Origin of the sequence: Paenibacillus thalictri (genome assembly GCF_004307995.1) — a bacterium.
GTDB lineage: Bacteria > Bacillota > Bacilli > Paenibacillales > NBRC-103111 > Paenibacillus_AF > Paenibacillus_AF thalictri.
On the sequence record NZ_SIRE01000007.1, the window covers coordinates 147,117 to 167,318 of the forward strand.

At 55.1% G+C, this 20,202-nt stretch carries 17 protein-coding genes; 16 read left to right on the forward strand and 1 reads right to left on the reverse strand.

All coding sequences use genetic code 11. From position 1 onward, the window contains the following. Positions 1–38: 38 nt before the first annotated feature. A complete protein-coding gene (locus EYB31_RS11085) occupies positions 39–1,349 on the reverse strand; it encodes a helix-turn-helix domain-containing protein (protein WP_131013390.1) in 1,311 nt (436 codons plus the stop codon). A 198-nt stretch (positions 1,350–1,547) separates the two neighbouring features. Here EYB31_RS11085 and EYB31_RS11090 point away from each other — a divergent pair, with 198 nt between their 5' ends. The 16 genes from EYB31_RS11090 to EYB31_RS11165 all read left to right on the forward strand — a co-directional run bounded on the left by EYB31_RS11090 (position 1,548) and on the right by EYB31_RS11165 (position 20,159). Then, entirely contained in the window at positions 1,548–2,912 is a 1,365-nt protein-coding gene (locus EYB31_RS11090; protein WP_131013391.1) for a M20/M25/M40 family metallo-hydrolase, read from the forward strand. Positions 2,913–3,038: 126 nt separating this feature from the next. Then, positions 3,039–4,580 (forward strand): ABC transporter substrate-binding protein, encoded by a 1,542-nt coding sequence (locus EYB31_RS11095; protein ID WP_131013392.1) that lies wholly within the window; start codon positions 3,039–3,041, stop codon positions 4,578–4,580. Between the two features lie 116 nt (positions 4,581–4,696). Continuing rightward, on the forward strand, positions 4,697–5,614 hold the full coding sequence (locus tag EYB31_RS11100; protein ID WP_131013393.1) for an ABC transporter permease: 918 nt from the start codon (positions 4,697–4,699) through the stop codon (positions 5,612–5,614). Between the two features lie 16 nt (positions 5,615–5,630). After that, complete coding sequence (locus EYB31_RS11105) at positions 5,631–6,557, forward strand: ABC transporter permease (protein ID WP_131013394.1); 927 nt, start codon at positions 5,631–5,633, stop codon at positions 6,555–6,557. Between the two features lie 40 nt (positions 6,558–6,597). Then, positions 6,598–7,569: an ABC transporter ATP-binding protein gene (locus EYB31_RS11110; protein ID WP_131013395.1), complete on the forward strand. Its 972-nt coding sequence runs from the start codon at positions 6,598–6,600 to the stop codon at positions 7,567–7,569. Between the two features lie 6 nt (positions 7,570–7,575). After that, complete coding sequence (locus EYB31_RS11115; RefSeq protein WP_131013396.1) at positions 7,576–8,559, forward strand: ABC transporter ATP-binding protein; 984 nt, start codon at positions 7,576–7,578, stop codon at positions 8,557–8,559. A gap of 305 nt (positions 8,560–8,864) precedes the next feature. Continuing rightward, the gene (locus EYB31_RS11120) at positions 8,865–10,700 is read left to right on the forward strand and encodes a S9 family peptidase (protein ID WP_240762308.1); all 1,836 of its coding nucleotides are present in this window, start codon (positions 8,865–8,867) and stop codon (positions 10,698–10,700) included. A gap of 157 nt (positions 10,701–10,857) precedes the next feature. Further along, the gene (locus tag EYB31_RS11125; RefSeq protein WP_131013397.1) at positions 10,858–11,877 is read left to right on the forward strand and encodes a LacI family DNA-binding transcriptional regulator; all 1,020 of its coding nucleotides are present in this window, start codon (positions 10,858–10,860) and stop codon (positions 11,875–11,877) included. A gap of 119 nt (positions 11,878–11,996) precedes the next feature. Continuing rightward, the gene (locus tag EYB31_RS11130) at positions 11,997–12,698 is read left to right on the forward strand and encodes an RraA family protein (RefSeq protein ID WP_240762310.1); all 702 of its coding nucleotides are present in this window, start codon (positions 11,997–11,999) and stop codon (positions 12,696–12,698) included. A gap of 323 nt (positions 12,699–13,021) precedes the next feature. Next, positions 13,022–13,711 carry an RraA family protein gene (locus EYB31_RS11135; RefSeq protein WP_131013398.1) on the forward strand — a complete coding sequence of 230 codons (690 nt, stop codon included), beginning with the start codon at positions 13,022–13,024 and terminating at the stop codon, positions 13,709–13,711. Between the two features lie 407 nt (positions 13,712–14,118). Continuing rightward, positions 14,119–14,979 carry an NAD(P)-dependent oxidoreductase gene (locus EYB31_RS11140; protein ID WP_131013399.1) on the forward strand — a complete coding sequence of 287 codons (861 nt, stop codon included), beginning with the start codon at positions 14,119–14,121 and terminating at the stop codon, positions 14,977–14,979. Positions 14,980–14,994: 15 nt separating this feature from the next. Beyond that, positions 14,995–15,672 carry an RraA family protein gene (locus tag EYB31_RS11145; protein ID WP_170318224.1) on the forward strand — a complete coding sequence of 226 codons (678 nt, stop codon included), beginning with the start codon at positions 14,995–14,997 and terminating at the stop codon, positions 15,670–15,672. Continuing rightward, entirely contained in the window at positions 15,669–16,724 is a 1,056-nt protein-coding gene (locus EYB31_RS11150; RefSeq protein ID WP_131013401.1) for an Ldh family oxidoreductase, read from the forward strand. The genes EYB31_RS11145 and EYB31_RS11150 overlap by 4 nt, the downstream gene beginning before the upstream one ends. Positions 16,725–16,776: 52 nt before the next feature. Beyond that, the gene (locus tag EYB31_RS11155; RefSeq protein WP_131013402.1) at positions 16,777–17,964 is read left to right on the forward strand and encodes an iron-containing alcohol dehydrogenase; all 1,188 of its coding nucleotides are present in this window, start codon (positions 16,777–16,779) and stop codon (positions 17,962–17,964) included. Then, the gene (locus EYB31_RS11160) at positions 17,961–19,550 is read left to right on the forward strand and encodes an aldehyde dehydrogenase family protein (RefSeq protein ID WP_131013403.1); all 1,590 of its coding nucleotides are present in this window, start codon (positions 17,961–17,963) and stop codon (positions 19,548–19,550) included. The genes EYB31_RS11155 and EYB31_RS11160 overlap by 4 nt, the downstream gene beginning before the upstream one ends. A 39-nt stretch (positions 19,551–19,589) precedes the next feature. Next, on the forward strand, positions 19,590–20,159 hold the full coding sequence (locus EYB31_RS11165) for an RpiB/LacA/LacB family sugar-phosphate isomerase (protein ID WP_131013404.1): 570 nt from the start codon (positions 19,590–19,592) through the stop codon (positions 20,157–20,159). Positions 20,160–20,202 lie beyond the last annotated feature (43 nt).

Sequence of the window (20,202 nt, forward strand, 5' to 3'; positions counted from 1 at the left end):
CGGGCGATCCCGCCCGCTGCGGTTCCCCGCCCCGCCGCTTACTGTACGGGCTTGATACGGTATATTTTGCGCGGCCGCCCGCGGTTCGTGGGCGCTTCTTCGCCGATCAGCTCGACGAGGCCATGCTCCTCAAGGTCGGTCAGAATACGGCGGGCGTTGCGTTTGGTCATGCTTAACGTTTCGGCAATCAGCGAAGCACTGATCGAATCTTGGCCGACATTTTTTTGCACGGACAGCAGCTTGTTGTAGGTCGTGACCGTCACGCCGGCTTTTTTCAGCAAATCGCGGAACTGCATGTCCTCCGTCCGGTAATGGAAATTAATGCTTTTGTCCTGCTGCAATGGACCTTCGATTTCCCCCGTGTCCTTCACAAGCACGGCGCTGAAATTGCCGCCCGATCTGGCATGCTGCAGGGCAAGCTGGGCGTTGCGCTCCGCTGCCAGCACGGTGACGCCAAAACCGATGCCGATATTTGTTTTTAAATCGGTGATCAGGGCAAGCTTCTCCAGCAGCACGGTTGGATGCGCCGTCGAATCCGCCGCCTCGAACGCGCCGCGTGTCGTAAAGACAAGGAACTTGCCGTTGCCCAGCGCGATGAACGAACCGGAGAGCGCCTCCACATGGCCGATTATAATTTCTTGAAATTGCAGATCGAGCCGCCGTATATCGTACGCACTTTTATTTTGACCGATCAGCTTCTCCGGTTCGTCGATGTGGATCAGCATGACAGCGATTTGCGATTTTTTGAAATGGATTGTTTCGCCTTCGTTGCTGGCCAAATTCAGCATCGTGCGGATCGTCATTCGGTTCGGCTGAATCCGGTATACGGGTACGCCCCGCGCCTTCAGCTTTTCGTATACGCCGCTCAGGCAGGTGGCGATAGCGTCGACCTTGCCTTCGGCGATCAGCTTGAGGTGAAATTCCAGCACTTCTTCTTCGGGCTTAAAGCCAGTATAGGAGAGCAGGTGGAGCGGATCGCAAACAAGACCGAGTTCGGTGCACGTTTCGTTAAAATGATCCGGGAGAATCGTATCGAAGCTGGTGCGCCCCAAAGCCAAGCGGTCGCGGTAAACGATCTCCAGCAGCACCTTGGTTAGACTGGAGCCGTTGAGCTGCGGATACAGCGCTTTTTGCTTGATTTGCCGCTCTTGGGCGATGGCGTAAGGGGCTTGGCCGGAAAATACCCAAATATCGATATTGCTTTCTTCCCGCACGACGATGTCGCTCGTTTCGCTCATCGTGTTGTATATAAACGGGATGACAGTCAGCTGGTTTTGGAATTCCTTGCCGATTTCAAGGATTAGTTCGATGGAGTCTTTAGGTCCTACGGCTCCGACTCTTGCTTTCATACGTGACAAGTTCCTTTCAGTAGCGATATGGGTAAACGGCGGATCGACCTTCGGTAATATATTCTACCGACTGCTGGAAAATCCTGCTGTTGTAATGTGAAGTTACGTCACATTGTTTATTGACACTATCATAACACATGTTTTATATTTAATTAAGGGAACAATTAAGGAATATTTCCACAAAATGAGGTGGCTTTTGTGAAAGACGTGTTTGAATATGTCGAGCGGAACCGCGAGAAGTACATCCGGTGGCTGCAGGACATTTGCCGCCAACCGAGCGTCGCTGCGCAAAATCGCGGCATGACGGAAGCGGCGAACATGGTGGAAGCGCTGATCCGCGAGCTTGGGGGCGAAGCGAGACAGGTGGAAACGTCCGGCTTTCCGGTCGTTTACGGAGAGTTTCAAGGCGATAAAAAGACCACGCTTTCATTTTACAATCACTATGATGTTCAGCCGGAAGACCCTGTCGAATTATGGAAGTCGCCGCCTTTCGGCGCCGAAATTCATGACGGCCGAATGTATGCCAGAGGGGTCGCTGACAACAAGGGCAACCTGATCGCCCGCCTGGCGGCGGTTGACGCTTATATGGCGGTCAGAGGCGAGCTTCCGCTGAAGATCAAGTTTCTCGTGGAAGGCGAAGAGGAGATCGGCAGTCTCCACCTGCGGGAATTTGTGGATCACAATAGAGAGCTGGTGGAAGCGGACGGGTGCATATGGGAGTTCGGCTACAAGGACGCGGACGGACGGCTGCAAGCGAGCTTTGGGGTCAAAGGCATGTGTTACGTCGAACTTGTATGCCGGGGGGCCAACACCGACATGCACTCCTCCAACGCGGCGGTCATCGAGAATCCGGCCTGGCGTTTGATCTGGGCGCTCAATACGATGAAGTCGCCGGATGAAAAGGTGCTGATCAACGGATTTTACGACAAGGTCGCACCGCTAACGGAAGCCGATCGCGAAGCGCTTGCGGGCATGGACTACGACGAGGAAAAAACGCTGAAGAAGTTTGGCCTCGATTCCTTTGTGCTTGGTTTGTCCGGCATGCCTCTTAAGGAGAAGCTGATTTACCAGCCGACCTGCACGGTCTGCGGATTCAAGTCGGGTTACATCGGCGAAGGCAAAAAGACGGTGTTGCCGTCCGAAGCCAGCGTGAAGATCGACTGCCGTCTCGTGCCGGACCAAGATCCGCATGAAATTTGCGCGCTGATCCGCCGGCATCTGGATGAATATGGCTTTTCCGACATCGAGATCATCCAACATACGATGACGTATCCGGCGCGCACGCCGCTCGACAGCCCGTTGTCCCGTGCGGTGCTCAAGACGGCCGCGGACATATACGGCGCCGCGCCGACCGTCAAGCCGATGTCTCCGGCTACGGGACCGATGTTTGTGTTGTGCCAGCGGCTTGGCATCCCTTCGGTATCCGTCGGGGTCGGGCATTTTGCTTCGAACAACCACGCTCCCAACGAAAACATTTTTATCGACGACTACATTGCGGGCATTAAGCACATCGCGGCTATTATCGAGGATTTTCCGCAACGGATGAATGAAACGGCGATCTAAAAAAGGATGCAAAACAAGATGCCGGAAGCGGCGCAACCATCCCTTACGGAATGGAACGGCCTGCCCACTCATTTGTTTAATGCATATACATGATCACGCAACCAATAACAAGGGGGAAATTAGCAAATGAAGCGAATTTTATCGACCGGTTTGGCAGTTGTCATCGCTTTATCGACGGTGCTGGCAGGCTGCGGCAAGCCGGATGCGGCGGCAGATTCGAACGCTGGAGCAGGAGCGGCAAAAGGCGGGGAGAAAGTGCTGACCATCGCCAGAAGCAGCGACATCATCGGTTTTGACGTACATAATCACGGTTTTACGAGCACGGAGTCGGTTCACGTCAATATGTTTAACTATTTGGTGAAAAAAAGCGCCGACGGCAAATTTATGCCAGACCTCGCCTTATCTTGGGAAACGGTCAATCCGACCACGTGGAGATTCAAGCTGCGCGACAACGTGAAATTTCATAACGGCGATCCGTTTACGGCCGCTGACGTGAAGTATTCGCTGGAACGTGTGGCCAAAGACCCGAAGCTGGTTGAAAACGGCAACTACAAGCAAATTAAAGAAGTTAAAGTCGTTGACGACCACACAGTGGACGTTATTACGACCGATACCGAGCCGGTGCTGCTTTCCCGTCTCTCCCGCCTTGGTTCGAGCATGCTGCCGTCGAAATATATTCAAGAAAAAGGCTTTGACGAGTTTCTGAAAAACCCGATCGGCACTGGTCCCTACAAGTTTTCCCAATGGGTGCGCGACGACCGCGTAGTGTTGGTGAAAAGCGACGGCTACTGGGGCGATAAGCCGAAATGGGACAAGCTGGTGTTCCGCTCCATTCCCGAGGAAGCGACCCGCGTATCCGAACTGCTGACCGGCGGCGTCGACATCGCCGTGCAAATTCCGCCGACCGACATGAAACGTGTGAACGACAACAAAGCGACGCAATCGATGACCGGTCCGACCACAAGGGTCATGATGTTGGCATTACGCACGACCGCCGGCCCAACCGCCGACGCGAAGGTACGCGAAGCGATCGACCTGGCGATCGACAAAAAAGCGCTGATCGACAACCTGTTCGAAGGCGAAGGCACACAGACGATGACGCCGATCATTCCGGGCGTATTCGGGGCCAAGCCGGATCTTTACGGCAAATCGCAATTTGATCCGGAGCGAGCCAAGCAACTGTTGAAGGAAGCCGGTTATGACAAAGGGCTGACGATCAACTTTATGGGTTCTGTCGGCAAAACGCTGAAGGACAAGGAAACGTCGGAACTGATTGCCGCGATGCTGGGCGAAGTTGGCATCAAGGTCAATCTGGAAATTTTGGAAACAAGCAAGTTTAACGAAAAACGCAATGCCGGCAATTACGGCGACATGTTCCTTGTCGCATACGCCAACTCGATGTTTGACGCCGCGCTGCTGTACAAACGCCTGACTCCGGATACCGGCTACAATAAACCCGAAGTGCTCAATTTGCTTAACACAGCCGAGAAAAACATGAACCCGCAGGAGCGGGAGAAGCAATTCCAGCAAGTGCAGGACATTTTGGCCAAAGACCATCCGCAAATCAACCTGATGCAGCTCGTCGCCAACTACGGCGTGAATAAACGTTTGAACTTTACGCCGCGAATTGACGAAATCACCTATGCCGATGAAATTACGCTGAAGTAATTGTATAACCAGCATGAGGGGTCTCCGCAGCGGGACCCCTCGCTTATGGCGGTGGAAACCATCATCACTACAGCTTCCAGTTTATTTATTCCAACCTTGCATTGGGAGGTACCCCATTGAGGCAGTTTTTGTTCAAAGCGTTCATGCAAATAGTCCCCGTGTTGTTTTTAATTTCCCTTATCGTATTTTTGCTTGTACACGTTTCCGGCGATCCGGTATCGCTGATGCTGCCGGACACGGCGACCGCCGAAGACAGGCATGCGCTGACGGTGGCGCTTGGGCTGGATCAGCCGCTGTACACGCAATATTTCAAGTTTGTCGGCCACATGCTGCAAGGAGATTTCGGCAAATCGTTCCGTTATAACGAAGCGGCGCTGCCGATCGTGCTGGACCGGCTGCCCGCTACGTTTGAGCTTGCTTTTGCGGCGATGGTTGTCGCAACGGTGATAGCGATTCCGCTTGGGATTATTTCCGCGACGAAACGCAATTCGTTCTGGGACGTGCTTGCCACCGGCGCATCCGTGCTGGGCAAAGCGATGCCGCACTTTTGGCTGGGCATCATGTTTATTTTACTGTTTTCGGTTAAGTTAGGCATGTTCCCGGTATCCGGCCGCGGCACGTTTGCGCATCTCGTGTTGCCCGCGATTACGCTCGGAACAGGCATCGCCGCGGAAATGACCCGGCTCATCCGCTCTAGCATGCTGGAAATATTGGGTCAAGATTTTATTCGTACGGCCCGAAGCAAAGGTTTGGGCGAAAGGTTTGTCATCTACAAACATGCGTTCCGAAATTCGCTGATTCCGGTCGTGACGATTATGGCGCTGCAAATTTCCACGCTGATCAGCGGAGCGCTGATCACCGAAGCGATTTACGCTTGGCCGGGGATGGGCCAACTTGTCATCCAGGCCGTCAACACGCGGGATATGGCGATCGTGCAAGCCGCCGTTATGGTGATCGCGCTGCTTGTCATTCTCAGCAATATGCTGGCGGACTTTATTTACCGGCTGCTTGATCCGCGCATCAAATTCAACTGACTGAAGGGGGAGCATCATGAGCTTATCGATGGAGGCGCAAAGCGGGCAGGCGGCGCAAGACGAACTGCCTAGGCGCGCCGGCGGCGTGAGACGGCTTGTCCGTTCGCTGCTGAAAAGCAAAACGGGAACTATCGGATTTATTATCGTGCTTGCCGTCGTATTTATGGCGGTGTTCGCCGGTGTGGTCGCCCCGCACGATCCGGTCAAAACAAGCGCGGCCAAGCGGCTGTTGCCGCCGATGTGGATGGCCAAGGGCTCCGTGGAATATCCGCTTGGCACCGACAACCTCGGGCGCGACGTGCTCAGCCGGATTATTTACGGCTCGCAAATCTCGCTGCTGGTCGGCATCTGCGCCGTGGCGGTGGCCGGCTCGATCGGCGTCATCTTGGGGCTTGTATCCGGTTATTACGGGGGATGGATCGACAAGATCATCATGAGAACGGTCGATACGTTTTTGGCGATTCCGAACATTTTGTTTACGCTTGTCATTCTTGCGGTGCTTGGTCCCGGCTTGTTTACGCTGATCTTTGTGCTTGGCGTCACCAACTGGGTCAAATATGCCCGCATTATCCGCAGCGAAGTGCTCAGCGTCAAGGAACGCGACTACGTAAGGGCGGCCCGCGCAGTCGGCGCACGAAATACGCGGATTATTTTCAAACATATTTTGCCCAACGTCATTTCGTCTTTTATCGTTGTTTCCACGCTTAGCGTCGCCACAACGATTATTTTGGAAGCTTCCTTAAGTTTCCTTGGCCTTGGCATTCAGCCGCCGACCGTCACATGGGGCGGCATGCTGAGCGACGGCCGGCAATATTTGGCTACAAGCTGGTGGGTTGCGACATTCCCCGGCGTAGCGATCACGTTGACCGTGCTGGGCATCATTTTCCTCGGCGACTGGCTGCGCGACATCCTTGATCCGCGCATGAAAACAAAAGAATCTTAAAAGCTTAAGGCAATTGCGGAATCCAAAGAGGTGAGACGAAGTGGCACAACTGCTTGAAGTAAACAATTTGCAAACCCATTTTAAAACGGACGGAGGCGTCGTCGCATCCGTAAACGGCGTTTCATTTTCCGTAGCGAAAGGCGAGACGCTGGCGATTGTCGGCGAATCCGGCTGCGGCAAAAGCGTCACCTCGCTTTCCATCCTGGGGCTTGTCGCATCGCCGGGGAAAGTGGTCGGCGGCGAAATTTGGTTTGAAGGCGAAAATTTGCTGACCAAAAACGCCAAAGACATGCGCAAGCTGCGCGGCAACAAAATTTCGATGATTTTCCAGGAGCCGATGACTTCTCTGAATCCGGTGTTTACGATCGGCAACCAGCTCGGAGAAGTGTTCGTGCACCATCAACATATGGATAAAAAAGCGGCCCGTCTCAAAAGCATCGAGATGCTGGACAACGTCGGCATCCCGCGGGCCGACAAGGTGATCGACTATTTCCCGCACCAGCTGTCCGGGGGCATGAGGCAGCGGGTGATGATCGCGATGGCGCTTTCGTGCAACCCGGCGCTCTTGATTGCCGACGAACCGACGACCGCGCTCGACGTGACGATTCAGGCGCAAATTTTGGAACTGCTGAAAGCTTTAAGCAAAGAGCGGGAAACCGGTGTTGTGCTGATTACTCACGATCTGGGCGTCGTTGCGGAGATGGCCGACCGGGTGATCGTGATGTATGCCGGCAAAGTCGTGGAGCAAGCAAGCGTATACGACCTGTTCGCCGCACCGAAACATCCGTATACACGCGGCTTGCTGAAATCGCTGCCGAACATCGACGAGCAGGTCGATGAGCTGGAATCGATCAGCGGTTCTGTGCCGAATCCGCTGAACATGCCCAAAGGTTGTCCGTTCCATCCGCGTTGTCCGATCGCCACCGACTTGTGCAAGACAAACGCGCCGGCGCTGGAGCCGGTAAACGGCGGCGCCAGCCACCTTGCAAGCTGCTTTTACAGTAAGGAGTGACCGTATATGAAGGAGACGCTTCAGCCGTTATTAGAGGTTAAAGGGTTAAAAAAACATTTTCCGTTCAAGACGGGCTTGTTCGGCAAGATGAGCGGCGCCGTACGTGCGGTGGACGGCCTCGATTTTACCGTTTACCGCGGCGAGACGCTGGGCATCGTAGGGGAATCGGGCTGCGGCAAGTCGACGGCGGGGCAGCTTATTTTGCAATTGCTGGAACCGACGGCGGGGGAGGTATGGTTTGAAGGGCGGAAGATGACCGCGCTCTCCGAAGAGGAGCTGCGCAAGGCGCGCCGCCATATGCAGATCGTATTCCAGGACCCGTTTTCGTCGCTGAATCCGCGGATGCGGGTGGAGGAAATCGTCGCCGAACCGCTGGTCGTACACGGCCTGTACAAAGGCGCGGCGCTGCGGGAGCGCGTGATCGAGCTGCTGCGCCTGGTCGGGCTTGACGCCCACCATCTGTCCCGCCATCCCCACGAATTCAGCGGCGGGCAGCGCCAGCGGATCGGCATCGCCAGAGCGCTGGCGCTGAATCCGAGCCTGATCGTCTGCGACGAAGCTGTATCCGCGCTGGACGTCTCGATCCAGTCGCAAATTTTGAATTTGCTGAAGAAGCTGCAAAAAGAGCTTGGCTTGACGTTTATATTTATCGCTCACGGGCTGCCTGCGGTCAAACATATCAGCGACCGCATCGCGGTGATGTATTTGGGCAAAATCGTCGAGTTGGCGGACCGCGAATCGCTGTTTGCACATCCGCGCCATCCGTATACGCAGGCGCTTTTGTCGGCCGTGCCCATTCCCGATCCGACCAAACGCAAGGAACGTATCATTTTGCAGGGCGATTTGCCGAATCCGGCCAACCCGCCGCAAGGCTGCAGCTTCCATACGCGCTGCCCTTACGCGCAGGACATTTGCCGGAGCGAGGCGCCGATCCTGCAGCCGCAGGACGGGAAAAGCGGACATGTGGCCGCTTGCCATTTTCCGCTATAATGTAGGGAGTGGGGAGTCTGCAGGACGAAAAAGAAGCTGTGAATATATATTCATGAACTATAGTTATTGCGGAAAAGGGATGGCATTCCACCGCCAATGAAAACCGTGTTTTTTCTGAATGTAACTTAAGGTAAAAACACGGTTTTCAAAGCGGACGTAGACTTGAGAGTTTTCCGCAGGAAAACTGGCATCGGAAGCATATGCTTTTCATGCCATTCCCTTTCCCTCCATACACTTATGAATATATATTCACGAAATTTATATCGCCCTGCAGGCAATATTTTAGAAGTAAGGAGCGTTAACCGATGGAAAGTCACGATCAAATGAATCAAATACCGGAAAGCGAGCTGCTGCAGGCGTACCTTACGGTGATTACCGCCACTCAGCCGCAAGTTGTGCCGGGGCGGGATCTGATTACGTTTGTGTCGAAAAAAAGCGGCCTGCCGCAGCTTTGGAGCTGGAGCGAGTCGACGGGAGAATGCCGGCAGGTCGTGGAAATGCCCGACCGGGTCGTTACCGCCAAACATTCGCCGTGCGGCGCAAAAACGCTGATCGGCATGGACCATAAAGGCAATGAAAAACAACAGTTGTACGTGCTGGATCACGATACGCTGCAGGTGGAGGAACTGGTCGTTTCCCCGCAGCACTTTCATTATCCCGGCGGCTGGTCTCCGTGCGGCAAGCTGGTCGTTTACTCCACGAACCGCAGGGGACCGGGGCTGTTTGATTTGTATGTCGCCGATATCGAGACCAAACAGGAGCGGGCCGTATACGAATATAACGGCAAATGCGTGCCGCTGATCTGGCTGCCGGACGGCTCCGGTTTGTTGTTTGTCACCGAAGAAACCAACGTCTCCCAGCACCTTCACGTGCTTGACCTGGCTACCGGAACGGCCCGCCGCATCGGCGTGGAAGGAGACGGGTTATACGCCTCCGTACAGCTGACCAAGGATGGCTCCGGGTATTTGCTTACCAACTCGGCCGAAAATATGATGGCATTGTACCGTTTTTCGCCGGAACGCGCGGGAGCCGAGCTGCTGCTCCAAGCAGAAGGCTGGGACATCGAAGAAGCAAAACTGTCGCCGGACGGCAGCAAACTTGCCTATACGGTCAACGAAGGCGGCATGTCGGCGTTGTATATCTACGAGCTGGCCAGCGGCAAATCCATGCGTGCGGCCGACCAACCACGGGCGGTCATTCAAACGCTGGGCTGGATGGACGCCGACCGGCTGGTGTTTACGCTGAAAAGCCCTGTGCTGCCGGGCGACATCTGGAGTTATTCAACCGGCGGGCAAACGTTTCAACGGTTGACTTATTTCGGCGTGTCGGAACACATCGAACCGCTGCTGTGCGAAGCCGAGGTGTGTTCGTTTGCTTCCTTTGACGGCGTGGAGGTGCCGTATTTTTATTACCGCCCTGACGCCTCCCGGCAAACGAACCGGCAAGCGGGAGAAAAAGCGCCCACCGTCGTTTACGTCCACGGCGGGCCGGAATCGCAAATCCGCTTCGAATTTCATCCGGTGCTGCAATATTTGGTCGGGCAAGGCTTTAACGTGATCGCTCCAAACGTGCGCGGCAGCTCGGGTTACGGCAAAGCGTACTTAAGCCTCGACAACGCCCGCAAGCGGATGGATTCGGTCGCCGATTTGGCCGCGTTGGTCCAGGATCTCGCCCGCTTTGAGGAGATTGATACCGGCAACATCGGCATTATGGGCCGCAGCTACGGCGGTTTTATGGTGCTGGCGGCGCTGACCCATTATCCCGATCTGTGGGCGGCCGGGGTCGATATTGTGGGCATCACGCATTTCCGCACCTTCCTGCAAAACACCGGGGAGTGGCGAAGGAAGCTGCGCGAATCGGAATACGGCACACTCGCCGACGATTCGGATTTCTTCGAGGAAATCGCGCCGCTGAATCATTCGCACAAAATTAAAGTGCCCTTGCTGATCTTCCACGGCCGCAACGATACGCGTGTGCCGGTTTCCGAAGCCGAGCAGCTGTATGCGGAAATGAAGCAGCGCGGGCAGGCTGCCGAGTTGTTTATTTTTGAAGACGAAGGCCACTACACGGAAAAAATGGAAAACCATATCGAGCTGAACACGCAAATTATCCGCTTTTTCCGCCGCGAGCTGGAAAAGTAACCATCGCAGCACCGGTTTTATTCCTCCGCACCAATTTGGGTGTGGAGGAATTTTTTGTATTGACACCCAAAATGTTATGTGTCTATAATTAGGGTATCGGTTTAGGAAACCGGTTTCCAAGAAAATAATGGAACATCCATTTGGTAAAGGTGATTGAATGAAAGTAACTATCGACGATGTGGCACGGCGGGCGGGCGTATCCAAAACCACCGTATCCCGTATTTTAAACGGCAATTACGGACAAACGACGGAAGAGACGCGCAACCGGATTTTGGACGTCATCAAGGAAATGGACTACAGCCCGAATATTGTGGCCAAAAGTCTCAAGTCGATGCGGACCAATGTGATCGGAATCGTGCTGTCCAATTTGAAAAATCCGTATTGGATGACTGTGCTGGAAGGCGTCGAAGATACGTGCCGGGACCTGGGCTACAATCTGATGATTTGCAACTCGGACGAACAGCCGGAGATGGAGATGCAATACATCAAGGAGTTCCAGATGAGGCAGGTAGACGGCATCGTCATCAACCCCACCGTGCGCAATATGGAGCTTTACGCGAAGCTGGCAAGCGACAATTATCCGTTTGTTGTCATCAACCGTAAGGTTCCCGGACTTTCCGCCCATCACGTCGTTGTCGACAATGTGAAGGGAGCGGAGCTGGCCGTCAATCACCTGGTTCGAGCCGGAAGGAAAAAAGTAGCCGTGTTCGTATACCGCAATCCGCACGTCAGCACTTGGGCGGAAAGGGTTGAGGGATACCGCAGCGCCATGCTGGAAAATGGTTTTGCGCCTGGCGATCTGCTCATTTGCGAGGTGGAACAGGGGACTGGCGCAACTACAGAAGCCGTCATCCGTTTTTTACGCCAACAACCCGATGTTGAAGCTATTTTTTCGACGAATAATATGATGACTCTTGACATTATCAAAGGAATCAAGGAACTTCGTCTGCGTATTCCCGACGATATCGCCATTATCGGTTACGATGAAACGGTATGGGCGCAGCATCTCGATCCCCCGCTGACGACGGTCATGCAGCCGGCGTACGAAATGGGACGGATTTCAGCGAAGATGCTAATTAAAAGAATTAACGCCAAAAGGCAGCAAAAACCGGAGACCGTCGTACTTGAACCTCAGCTAATCGTAAGGGCTTCATGTGGTGCGGCCGGGAGGGTGTAATCATATTTTATCCGGGAGGTGATGAGCGAAGGCTGGTGGATGACTGTTTATAAGCAAATTGCGGCTGCAGCCGCATGCCGCTTCGGAAAGAAAAGCTGAATGAAGGATGGTGATTTCAAATGACGGGTATGTCTCAGGACGAAAGACAGACGCTTTTGGAATTGTACAAAGATTTACGGGTAGCGGATGTACGGGACGGGATGGACTGGAACATGATGCACCAATACGGATCTGTCCACCACAGCATTCGCCCTTTGTTTCCGGCCAGAGTGGTTGGAATCGCGAGAACATCAAGGTATATGCCATATGAACAATCAATCCCTCACATGTCTCCGGACGAATATACCGAGTGGGTGGCGTGGTATTACCGGGAAGTGTCCAAAAATCCCGGTTTTGCCGAAATCGAAGACGGCGATTTCGTGTGCGTCGATCAAAGCGGAGTCAGCGTTGGTATCCTTGGCTCAAACAACTCGCTGGCTTATTACTCCAAAGGGGCTCGCGCTTTTATGACAAACGGCGGTGTGCGCGATACGGATGAGCTGATTTTGCAGCAAGTTCCCGTCTGGTCGCAGTTTGTCTCGCAGGGGATGAATCAAGGGAGAATCCGCTTTGATGCCAAAGATGTGCCGATCAGCATCGGCGGCGCCGTTATTCGGCCGGGCGATATGATCGTCGCGGATGGCGACGGCGTTATCGTTGTGCCAAGAAACATCGCCCACGAAGTCGCCAAATATGCGCATCAGGAATTCAGCAATGACAAGTCCGGCCGCAGAAAGCTGTATGAGCAGCTGGGATGGGAATTGGATCATACGGTGGCGTAGCGGGGGCAGGAATCTGACCGACCGGACAATTGCAAATATTTTTCTCAACCGGGGCAGTTACGGGAAGGGATGGCACTCCACCGCTCGTGAAAACCGTGTTTCTCTATTATATTTTGCGGTATAAACACGATTTTCAAGGCGGACGTAAACTTTCTGTACCATTCCCTTGCCCTCCACAACCGGATAAAAAATTTGCATTAATTAAACCTACCTGGCAAATTCCTGGTGCTGGAATATATAAGAGCGCTTTCACTAATGCGGATAAGCGGTAAAACAACAAGGATGTAACCCATAAAACCAAAAGGAAAAAGGAGAAGATGAACATGGCAGACGATCGCAAAGAGATTTTGGAGTTGTTTAAAGACTTAAGGGTAGCGGATGTAAGAGACGGCTTGGACTGGAACATGCTTCATCATTACGGCTCGGTGCATTACAGCTTCCGCCCGTTGTTCAGAACGCGTGTTATCGGTATCGCCAAAACGGCCCGTTACGTGCCTTATATGGAATCCGTGCCTACAATGTCGCCCGAAGAGTACACGAAATGGGTGTCTTGGTACTATAAAGAAATTTGTACAGAGCCGTGGCAGAAAGAAATTGAAGAAGGGGATTTCGTTTGTATCGATCAAAGTTCGGTATGTGTGGGCATCATCGGTTCGAACAATTCGCTGAACGCTTATAAAAACGGCGCGGTCGGCTTCATAAGCAACGGCGGTCCGCGGGATACCGACGAAATCATCCTGCAAAAGATTCCGTTCTGGTCCCCGTTTGTGTCGCAAGGGATGGACCAAGGCAGAATTCGCTATGAAGCGCACAACATTCCGGTCAGCATCGGCGGCGTGACGATTCATCCGGGCGACGTCGTTGTGGCGGACAATGACGGCATTGTCGTTGTACCACGGCAAAAAGCAAGAGATGTTGCCAAATATGCCCGTCAAGAATTTGAAAACGATAAAAAAGGCCGCAGAAAGCTGTACGAAGCGCTCGGCTGGGAACTGGACGCAACCGTTCTGTAAAACGCCCGCTTTACATCTGTATGAACTAACATTAAACTAGCACGATTCGCGAACCTGACGGCAAGGGGACGATCGGATCGAATTACCACTTCCAAGTGTATACTCCCCTCGCTTGCTCCTTAGAGCTTCCGCATATTGACTTTTTAAGTTGCTGCTAACCGACTTTTAAGGTGACCTCCTTGTTACATCATAATTATTTCATACAACTTGTTTCAGCTGATGCAAATAAAGGCACTTTGACTAGACTCCATTTGCTTTTTTACTGACACCGTGCTGCTTAATATGCAGAACGGCCTGTTTACTATGAGTATGCCCGGCGAAGTCGGCTTCGAATGCTTACAACAACAAGACTGCTCGCACTACTGCTTTCGCCGGGCGAATGACCATCCCGAAAGGAGAATCTTACCATGGAGCTGCGGCGAATCGGGTTTATCGGACTTGGGGCCATGGGCCTGCCGATGGCCCGGAATCTGCTCAAAAGCGGCTTTGAGCTGCACATTGCGGCGCATCACCGCCGGGAGCCGGTGGAAGAGCTGAAACGGGCCGGAGCGATCGAACACGCATCCGTGCCGGAAGTGGCGGCTCAGTGCGATGCGCTCATTACGATTTTGCCCGAAGACCGGCAAGTGCGTCAGGTGCTGCTGTCGGACGGCGTACTGGAGCGGCTGCGCCCGGACGGCATGCTGATTGAAATGACGTCCGGTTCGCCGGATATGATGAAGCAGGTAGCCGGCGCATGCCGCCGGCGAGGCATGCGAGTTCTGGACGCTCCGGTGAGCGGCGGAACTGCGGGCGCGGAGAACGGCACTTTGACCGTGATGGCGGGAGGCGATGAAACGGCGTTTGAAGCCGCCAGACCGGTGCTTGAGGCGATGGCGAAACAGATGTATCTTGTCGGCGAGGCGGGGACCGGCAAAGCGGTCAAAGCGATCAATCAGATGCTGGCGGGCGTACATATGATTGCTGCAGCGGAAGCGGCGGCGCTTGCGGAGCAGCTTGGCATCGGCAAAGATACGGTGAAGCAAGTGATCGCAAACAGCTCCGGAGCGTCGTGGATGCTGCTGAACAAGCTGGACGCGCTTGCGGACCGGTCGTTTCATCCCGGATTTAAGCTCAAGCTGATGAGGAAAGATGTGCAGATTGCGGTTTCCGAAGGCCGGGATCTGCCGCTTCCGCTTGCCTCCTTGGCGCTGCAGCTGTACAAGATTTCGGAAAAAGAGCTCGGGGAGCTTGATTTCTCGGCTGTCGGCAGAAACATGTTGTCATAAGAAAGGAGCATGCATATGGCTAACCACGGTTTTCGCATTTTGCCGATGAGCCGCAGACCGGAAGCCGATTTGCTCGAACGGTTTCGCGGCATTGCCACACCGCTTATCAGCGATAATATGAACCGGCTGCAAGGAGCCTCCTACACGCTTCGTCCGATACATCAAAGCGGCAAATTGCTCGGCACGGCGTTTACAGTCAAAACAAGAGCGGGAGACAACCTGCTGGTGCATAAAGCGATCGATCTTGCCGAACCTGGCGACGTTATCGTCGTGGATGCGGGAGGCGATATGACCCAGGCCATCATCGGCGAAATTATGATGCGGCTGGCGATCAAAAAGGGTCTCGCCGGTTATGTGATCGACGGTGCGGTGCGGGATACGGCGGCGTTTTACGAGGGCGATTTTCCCTGCTTTGCAAAAGGCGCGGCACATCGCGGCCCATACAAGGAAGGGCCGGGAGAAATCAACGTGCCGGTGACAATCGGCGGCATGGTTGTTCATCCGGGGGACATCATCATCGGAGACGAAGATGGAATAGTCGCTGTTCCGTTGGACGAAGCCCGGACGATCGGCGAACTGGCGATAGCGCAGCAGCAGCGGGAACGAGCGATTTTCGAAACGATCGCCGCCGGGACGATCGACCGCAGCTGGATCGATGAGACGTTGCGCAAAAAAGGTTGTGAATTCCCGTGAACAGCCGCACATACAACGCAGCCGGATTGCAGCATTTTTGCGCGTCTTTGTTCAGCAGGGCCGGAGTGCCGGCCGGGGACGCGAAGATTATCGCGGAATCGCTTGTCGGGGCCGATCTTCGCGGCGTCGATTCGCACGGAGTGGTGCGGACGGATATCTATATGCGCAGGCTGGAAGCGGGTATGATGAACACCGACGGGCATATGCCGGTTCGGCAGGACGGACCGGTCACGCTGCTTGACGGGAACAACCATTTTGGCGCTGTCGTCGGCACGAAAGCGTTGGGGCTTTCCTTGCAGGGGGCAAAGCAGTTCGGGAATGCGGTGGTTGGCGTGAAGGGCTCGAACCATTTTGGCACATGCGCTTATTATTTGCTGCAGGCCGTGCAGCAGAACGTCGTCATGATGATTTTGTCCAACGCTTCGCAAACGATGCCGCCTACCGGGGGAATTCGCCCGTTTATCGGCACGAATCCTTTCTCGATCGGCGTTCCGGCAGGCAATCGCATTCCATTTGTGCTTGATATGGCGACAAGCGTGGTGGCGCGGGGCAAAATTATCGTCGCAGCGCAAAAAGGCGAGTCCATACCCGAAGGTTGGGCGCTCGACCGGCACGGCAACATGACGACGGACGCCAAAGCGGCGCTGGAAGGCTCCGTGCTGCCGGTCGGTGGGGCCAAAGGTTACGGCATATCGATGTTCATCGATATTTTGTGCGGCGTTTTGACCGGCGCGGGTTTCGGCAAATATGTCAACAACATGTATGAGAATTGGCAAGAGCCACAAAATGTCGGCCACTTTTTTATCGCGATAGATATTTCCAGGTTTATGCCGGTTGAGCAGTTTAAGGCGCGAATGGATACGTATTTGGAAGAGATCAAATCGGAGCCTAAGGCTCCCGGCGTCGAAGAAATTTTAATTCCGGGCGAGCTGGAGCACCGCTGCACGCTGGAAAGGCTGGAAAAAGGCATCCGGCTGCCGGAGTCGGTGGAACGCGAGCTCGTGGATTGGGGTAGCCGTTACCAGGTGGATTTGGCGCAAGCGCTGCTATAGCGCCGGATCTGTCTTCATGCAAATGGATTTTGACGGAGAGGAAGATCAACGGATGAGCATACATCGCATTTTTCGCTACGAGCTGCCGACGGCGATTCAATTCGGAGTCGGCGCTGTGCAGGATTTGGCGGTTCACGTAAAAAAGCTGAACGGGACAAAGGTGCTGCTTGTCTCCGACCCCGGCGTGCAAAAAGCGGGAATGACCGGGCGGTTGGAGCAGGCGCTGCGCACCGGCGGCGTTCCTTATACGCTGTATAACGACATTGAACCGGAGCCGGACATTGAGGGCGTGATGAGGGGAACTTTGCTTGCCAAAAGCGAAAGCTGCGACTGCATTGTCGGTGTGGGCGGAGGGAGCGCGCTCGACACGGCCAAGGCGATTGGCCTGATGATGGCAAACGAAGGGCATATTCGCGACTACGTGGGCATCAATATTGTGCCGAAAAAAGGCGCTCCCGTCATCGCCTTGCCGACAACGGCCGGCACGGGCAGCGAGCTGACGATTTGGTCCGTGCTGTCGGATAAACAAGCGAAGGTCAAGCTGAGCGTCGGCAGCCCTTACAACTGCCCGGATTTGGCGATTTGCGACCCGGAGCTGACGTTGTCCTTGCCTGCGCACGTGACGGCCGCTACCGGCATGGATGCGCTGACGCATGCGCTCGAATCGTTCGTGAACAAGGCAACCCAGCCGATCTCGGAAGGCATGTCCTTGCAGGCGATGAAGCTGATCGCGCGCAGCTTGCGGACAGCGGTATTCCAAGGGGAAAATCTCGAAGCCAGGTACGATATGCTGATGGCCAGCCTGATTGCGGCCATGGCGTTTAATCCGACCCGGCTGGGGCTTGCGCACGCGCTGGCCATTCCGCTTGGCGCCCACTTTAAAATTCCGCACGGCACGGTTAATGCGATATTGCTGCCGGAAGTGATGGAGTTTAATTTGCGGGGCAACCTGTCCAAATTCAAGGAAATCGCGCAAATTTTCGGCATGCCTGTGGACGGCAGATCGCCGACGGATGCGGCCGAACAGGCGGTTGTTGCGGTGAGGCGGCTGAAACAGGACGTCGGCATCACGCAAACGTTATCCGATTACGGCGTGACGGAAGCGGACCTGGGTTATATCGCGGAAGAAGCGATGACCTCCGGCAATGTGCCGGTAAACCCGGTACAGCCGACGCCCCACGATCTGCAGCAAATATGCCGGGCGGCAATGCGCCTTCGGAAGGAGGACGCCGGAGCATGAGCGAAAATGCGATGAGGGACTGGCTTGAGCGGCATTCGGGACCGGCCCGGATCCACGGCAATTTTATCGGCGGAGCATGGCGGCAGAGCGCTAGCGGCGCTACGTATCCGCTGTATGAAGCTGCGCTTGCGGGCCGGCAGCTCGGATCGTTCGCCGACTCGGACGAAAGCGATGTGGATGCGGCCGTCAGCGCAGCGGACGAAGCGTTTCGCACATGGAGGAACAGCTCCGCGATGACGCGCTCCGGCATTTTATTCCGGTTTGCCGAGCTGCTAGAGAAAAACAAAGAACAGCTTGCTTTTATGTTGTCCGCCGAGCAGGGTAAGGTGCTTGCCGAGTCGTACGGCGAGGTGCAGCGGGCGGCGAACGAAGCGCGCTTTAACGCCGGGGAAGCGCTGCGTGTGGACGGCGGGACGCTGCCCAGCGAAAACGGAGCGTTTCGCGCGGAGATCGTTCGCTTCCCGATCGGCGTTGTTGCGGCGATTGCGCCGTGGAATTTTCCGGTCGTCACGCCTGTCCGCAAAATCGCCCCGGCGCTGGCTTACGGCTGCACCGTCGTATATAAACCCGCTTCCGCGACGCCGTGGACTTCCGTCAAGCTGATGGAGCTGCTGGCCGAAGCGGGGGTTCCCGGCGGCGTGGTGAACCTTGTGACCGGTTCGGGCGGCAAAGTCGGCGACCCGCTGGTTGCCCATCCGCTGGTCAAAGGCATCAGCTTTACCGGATCAACCGCGCTTGGCCTGCGCATCAACGAAACGGCAGCCCGGCGCCTAGCCAAAACGCAGCTTGAGCTGGGCGGCAAAAATGCCGCTCTGGTGCTGGATTATGGCGATTTACATGAAGCCGCCGGGCAAATCGTTAGCGCCGCCTTCGCCTGCAGCGGGCAAAGATGCACGGCGATCAGCCGGGTGATCGTGCTGAAGCGGCAAGCGCCGGAGCTGATCCGCCTGCTTGTCGAGAAGCTGAGCGCCTTGCGGCTTGGTCCGGCTTGGGCGGAGGGAGCGCAGATGGGGCCGCTGATCGACAAACGCCACTGCGAGTCGGTTATGCGTTACATCGAGCTCGGCAAACAAGAGGGAGCCACGTTGGCTCTCGGCGGAACAAGAGTGTTTCCGTACCCGGAAAGCGGAGCGGGTGGTCAAGACAGCGGAGGCTGGGACCATAACATGGGACGCAGGGGCGCTGCAGGCGCAGGCGGCGAGACGGAAGACGCCGAACAAGGCGGTTATTATATCGCGCCAACGTTGTTTACAGACGTGAGCAGAGATATGCGTATCGCGCGGGAAGAAATATTCGGCCCGGTGCTGACCGTGCTGGAAGCGGAACATCTCGACGAAGCGGTTGAGCTTGCTAACGGCACCGAATATGGTCTTGCGGCGGCGGTATTTACCGACAGCGTACATACGGCCCATCGGCTGGCGACGGAATTGGAATGCGGCATGATTCATCTCAATCATGGGACGGCCAGCCAAATCCATGTTCCTTTCGGAGGCCTGAAGCAATCCGGCTTCGGCGCTTATTCGATCGGCCATTCCAATCAGGAGTTTTTTACCGGCATGAAAGCCGTCTATGTGAGGGGCAATTAACCTGCTGTTCTTAACCTGACAACAACGAGGGGATGAAAGATGAGGATTGCGCTGGGAAGCGATCATTGCGGTTATGAAATGAAGGTTGCGCTGCTGCCGGTTCTGCAAAAACTGAGCAGTGAGATTGCCGATTTCGGCTGCGGTTCGACGGAGCCGGTCGATTTTCCGGACATCGCCCGCAGCGTCTGCGATGCGGTGCGAAGCGGCCGATTTGCACGCGGCATCATGGTATGTGGCACCGGGGTAGGCGCGGCGATCGCCGCCAACAAAATTCCCGGCATTCGCGCCGCCGTTTGCCACGACGTCCATTCCGCGCATCAATGTGTGGAGCACGATGATGTGAACGTGATGTGCATCGGAGCGCAAATTATCGGACCGTGGCTTGCTGAAGATTTGGTCAAAGCTTTCTTGCAGGCCGAGTTCAGCACGGAGGAGCAGTTTCGCCGCAGAGTCGCCAAGCTGCGCCGGCTTGAGCTGAGTGCGGCCGAAGAACTGCAGCCGGATTTGGGGCGATTTGAGTCGTCGGAGAAGGAACCAACGGACATCGGCAATCCGGCACAAACGAGGCCGCTGAAAGCGCAGGAAAACGGAAGACAAGGGGAGAGTTGACAGCCTGTGCATTCACCGCCGGTTTTCTATTGAAAACTTTTAG

Bases quoted from the DNA above. Each gene is read 5' to 3' on its own strand.
- EYB31_RS11085 (WP_131013390.1), bottom strand. From the start codon at position 1,349: ATGAAAGCAAGAGTCGGAGCCGTAGGACCTAAAGACTCCATCGAACTA.
- EYB31_RS11095 (WP_131013392.1), top strand. From the start codon at position 3,039: ATGAAGCGAATTTTATCGACCGGTTTGGCAGTTGTCATCGCTTTATCG.
- EYB31_RS11105 (WP_131013394.1), top strand. From the start codon at position 5,631: ATGAGCTTATCGATGGAGGCGCAAAGCGGGCAGGCGGCGCAAGACGAA.
- EYB31_RS11115 (WP_131013396.1), top strand. From the start codon at position 7,576: ATGAAGGAGACGCTTCAGCCGTTATTAGAGGTTAAAGGGTTAAAAAAA.
- EYB31_RS11120 (WP_240762308.1), top strand. From the start codon at position 8,865: ATGGAAAGTCACGATCAAATGAATCAAATACCGGAAAGCGAGCTGCTG.
- EYB31_RS11125 (WP_131013397.1), top strand. From the start codon at position 10,858: ATGAAAGTAACTATCGACGATGTGGCACGGCGGGCGGGCGTATCCAAA.
- EYB31_RS11130 (WP_240762310.1), top strand. From the start codon at position 11,997: ATGACGGGTATGTCTCAGGACGAAAGACAGACGCTTTTGGAATTGTAC.
- EYB31_RS11135 (WP_131013398.1), top strand. From the start codon at position 13,022: ATGGCAGACGATCGCAAAGAGATTTTGGAGTTGTTTAAAGACTTAAGG.
- EYB31_RS11140 (WP_131013399.1), top strand. From the start codon at position 14,119: ATGGAGCTGCGGCGAATCGGGTTTATCGGACTTGGGGCCATGGGCCTG.
- EYB31_RS11145 (WP_170318224.1), top strand. From the start codon at position 14,995: ATGGCTAACCACGGTTTTCGCATTTTGCCGATGAGCCGCAGACCGGAA.
- EYB31_RS11155 (WP_131013402.1), top strand. From the start codon at position 16,777: ATGAGCATACATCGCATTTTTCGCTACGAGCTGCCGACGGCGATTCAA.
- EYB31_RS11160 (WP_131013403.1), top strand. From the start codon at position 17,961: ATGAGCGAAAATGCGATGAGGGACTGGCTTGAGCGGCATTCGGGACCG.
- EYB31_RS11165 (WP_131013404.1), top strand. From the start codon at position 19,590: ATGAGGATTGCGCTGGGAAGCGATCATTGCGGTTATGAAATGAAGGTT.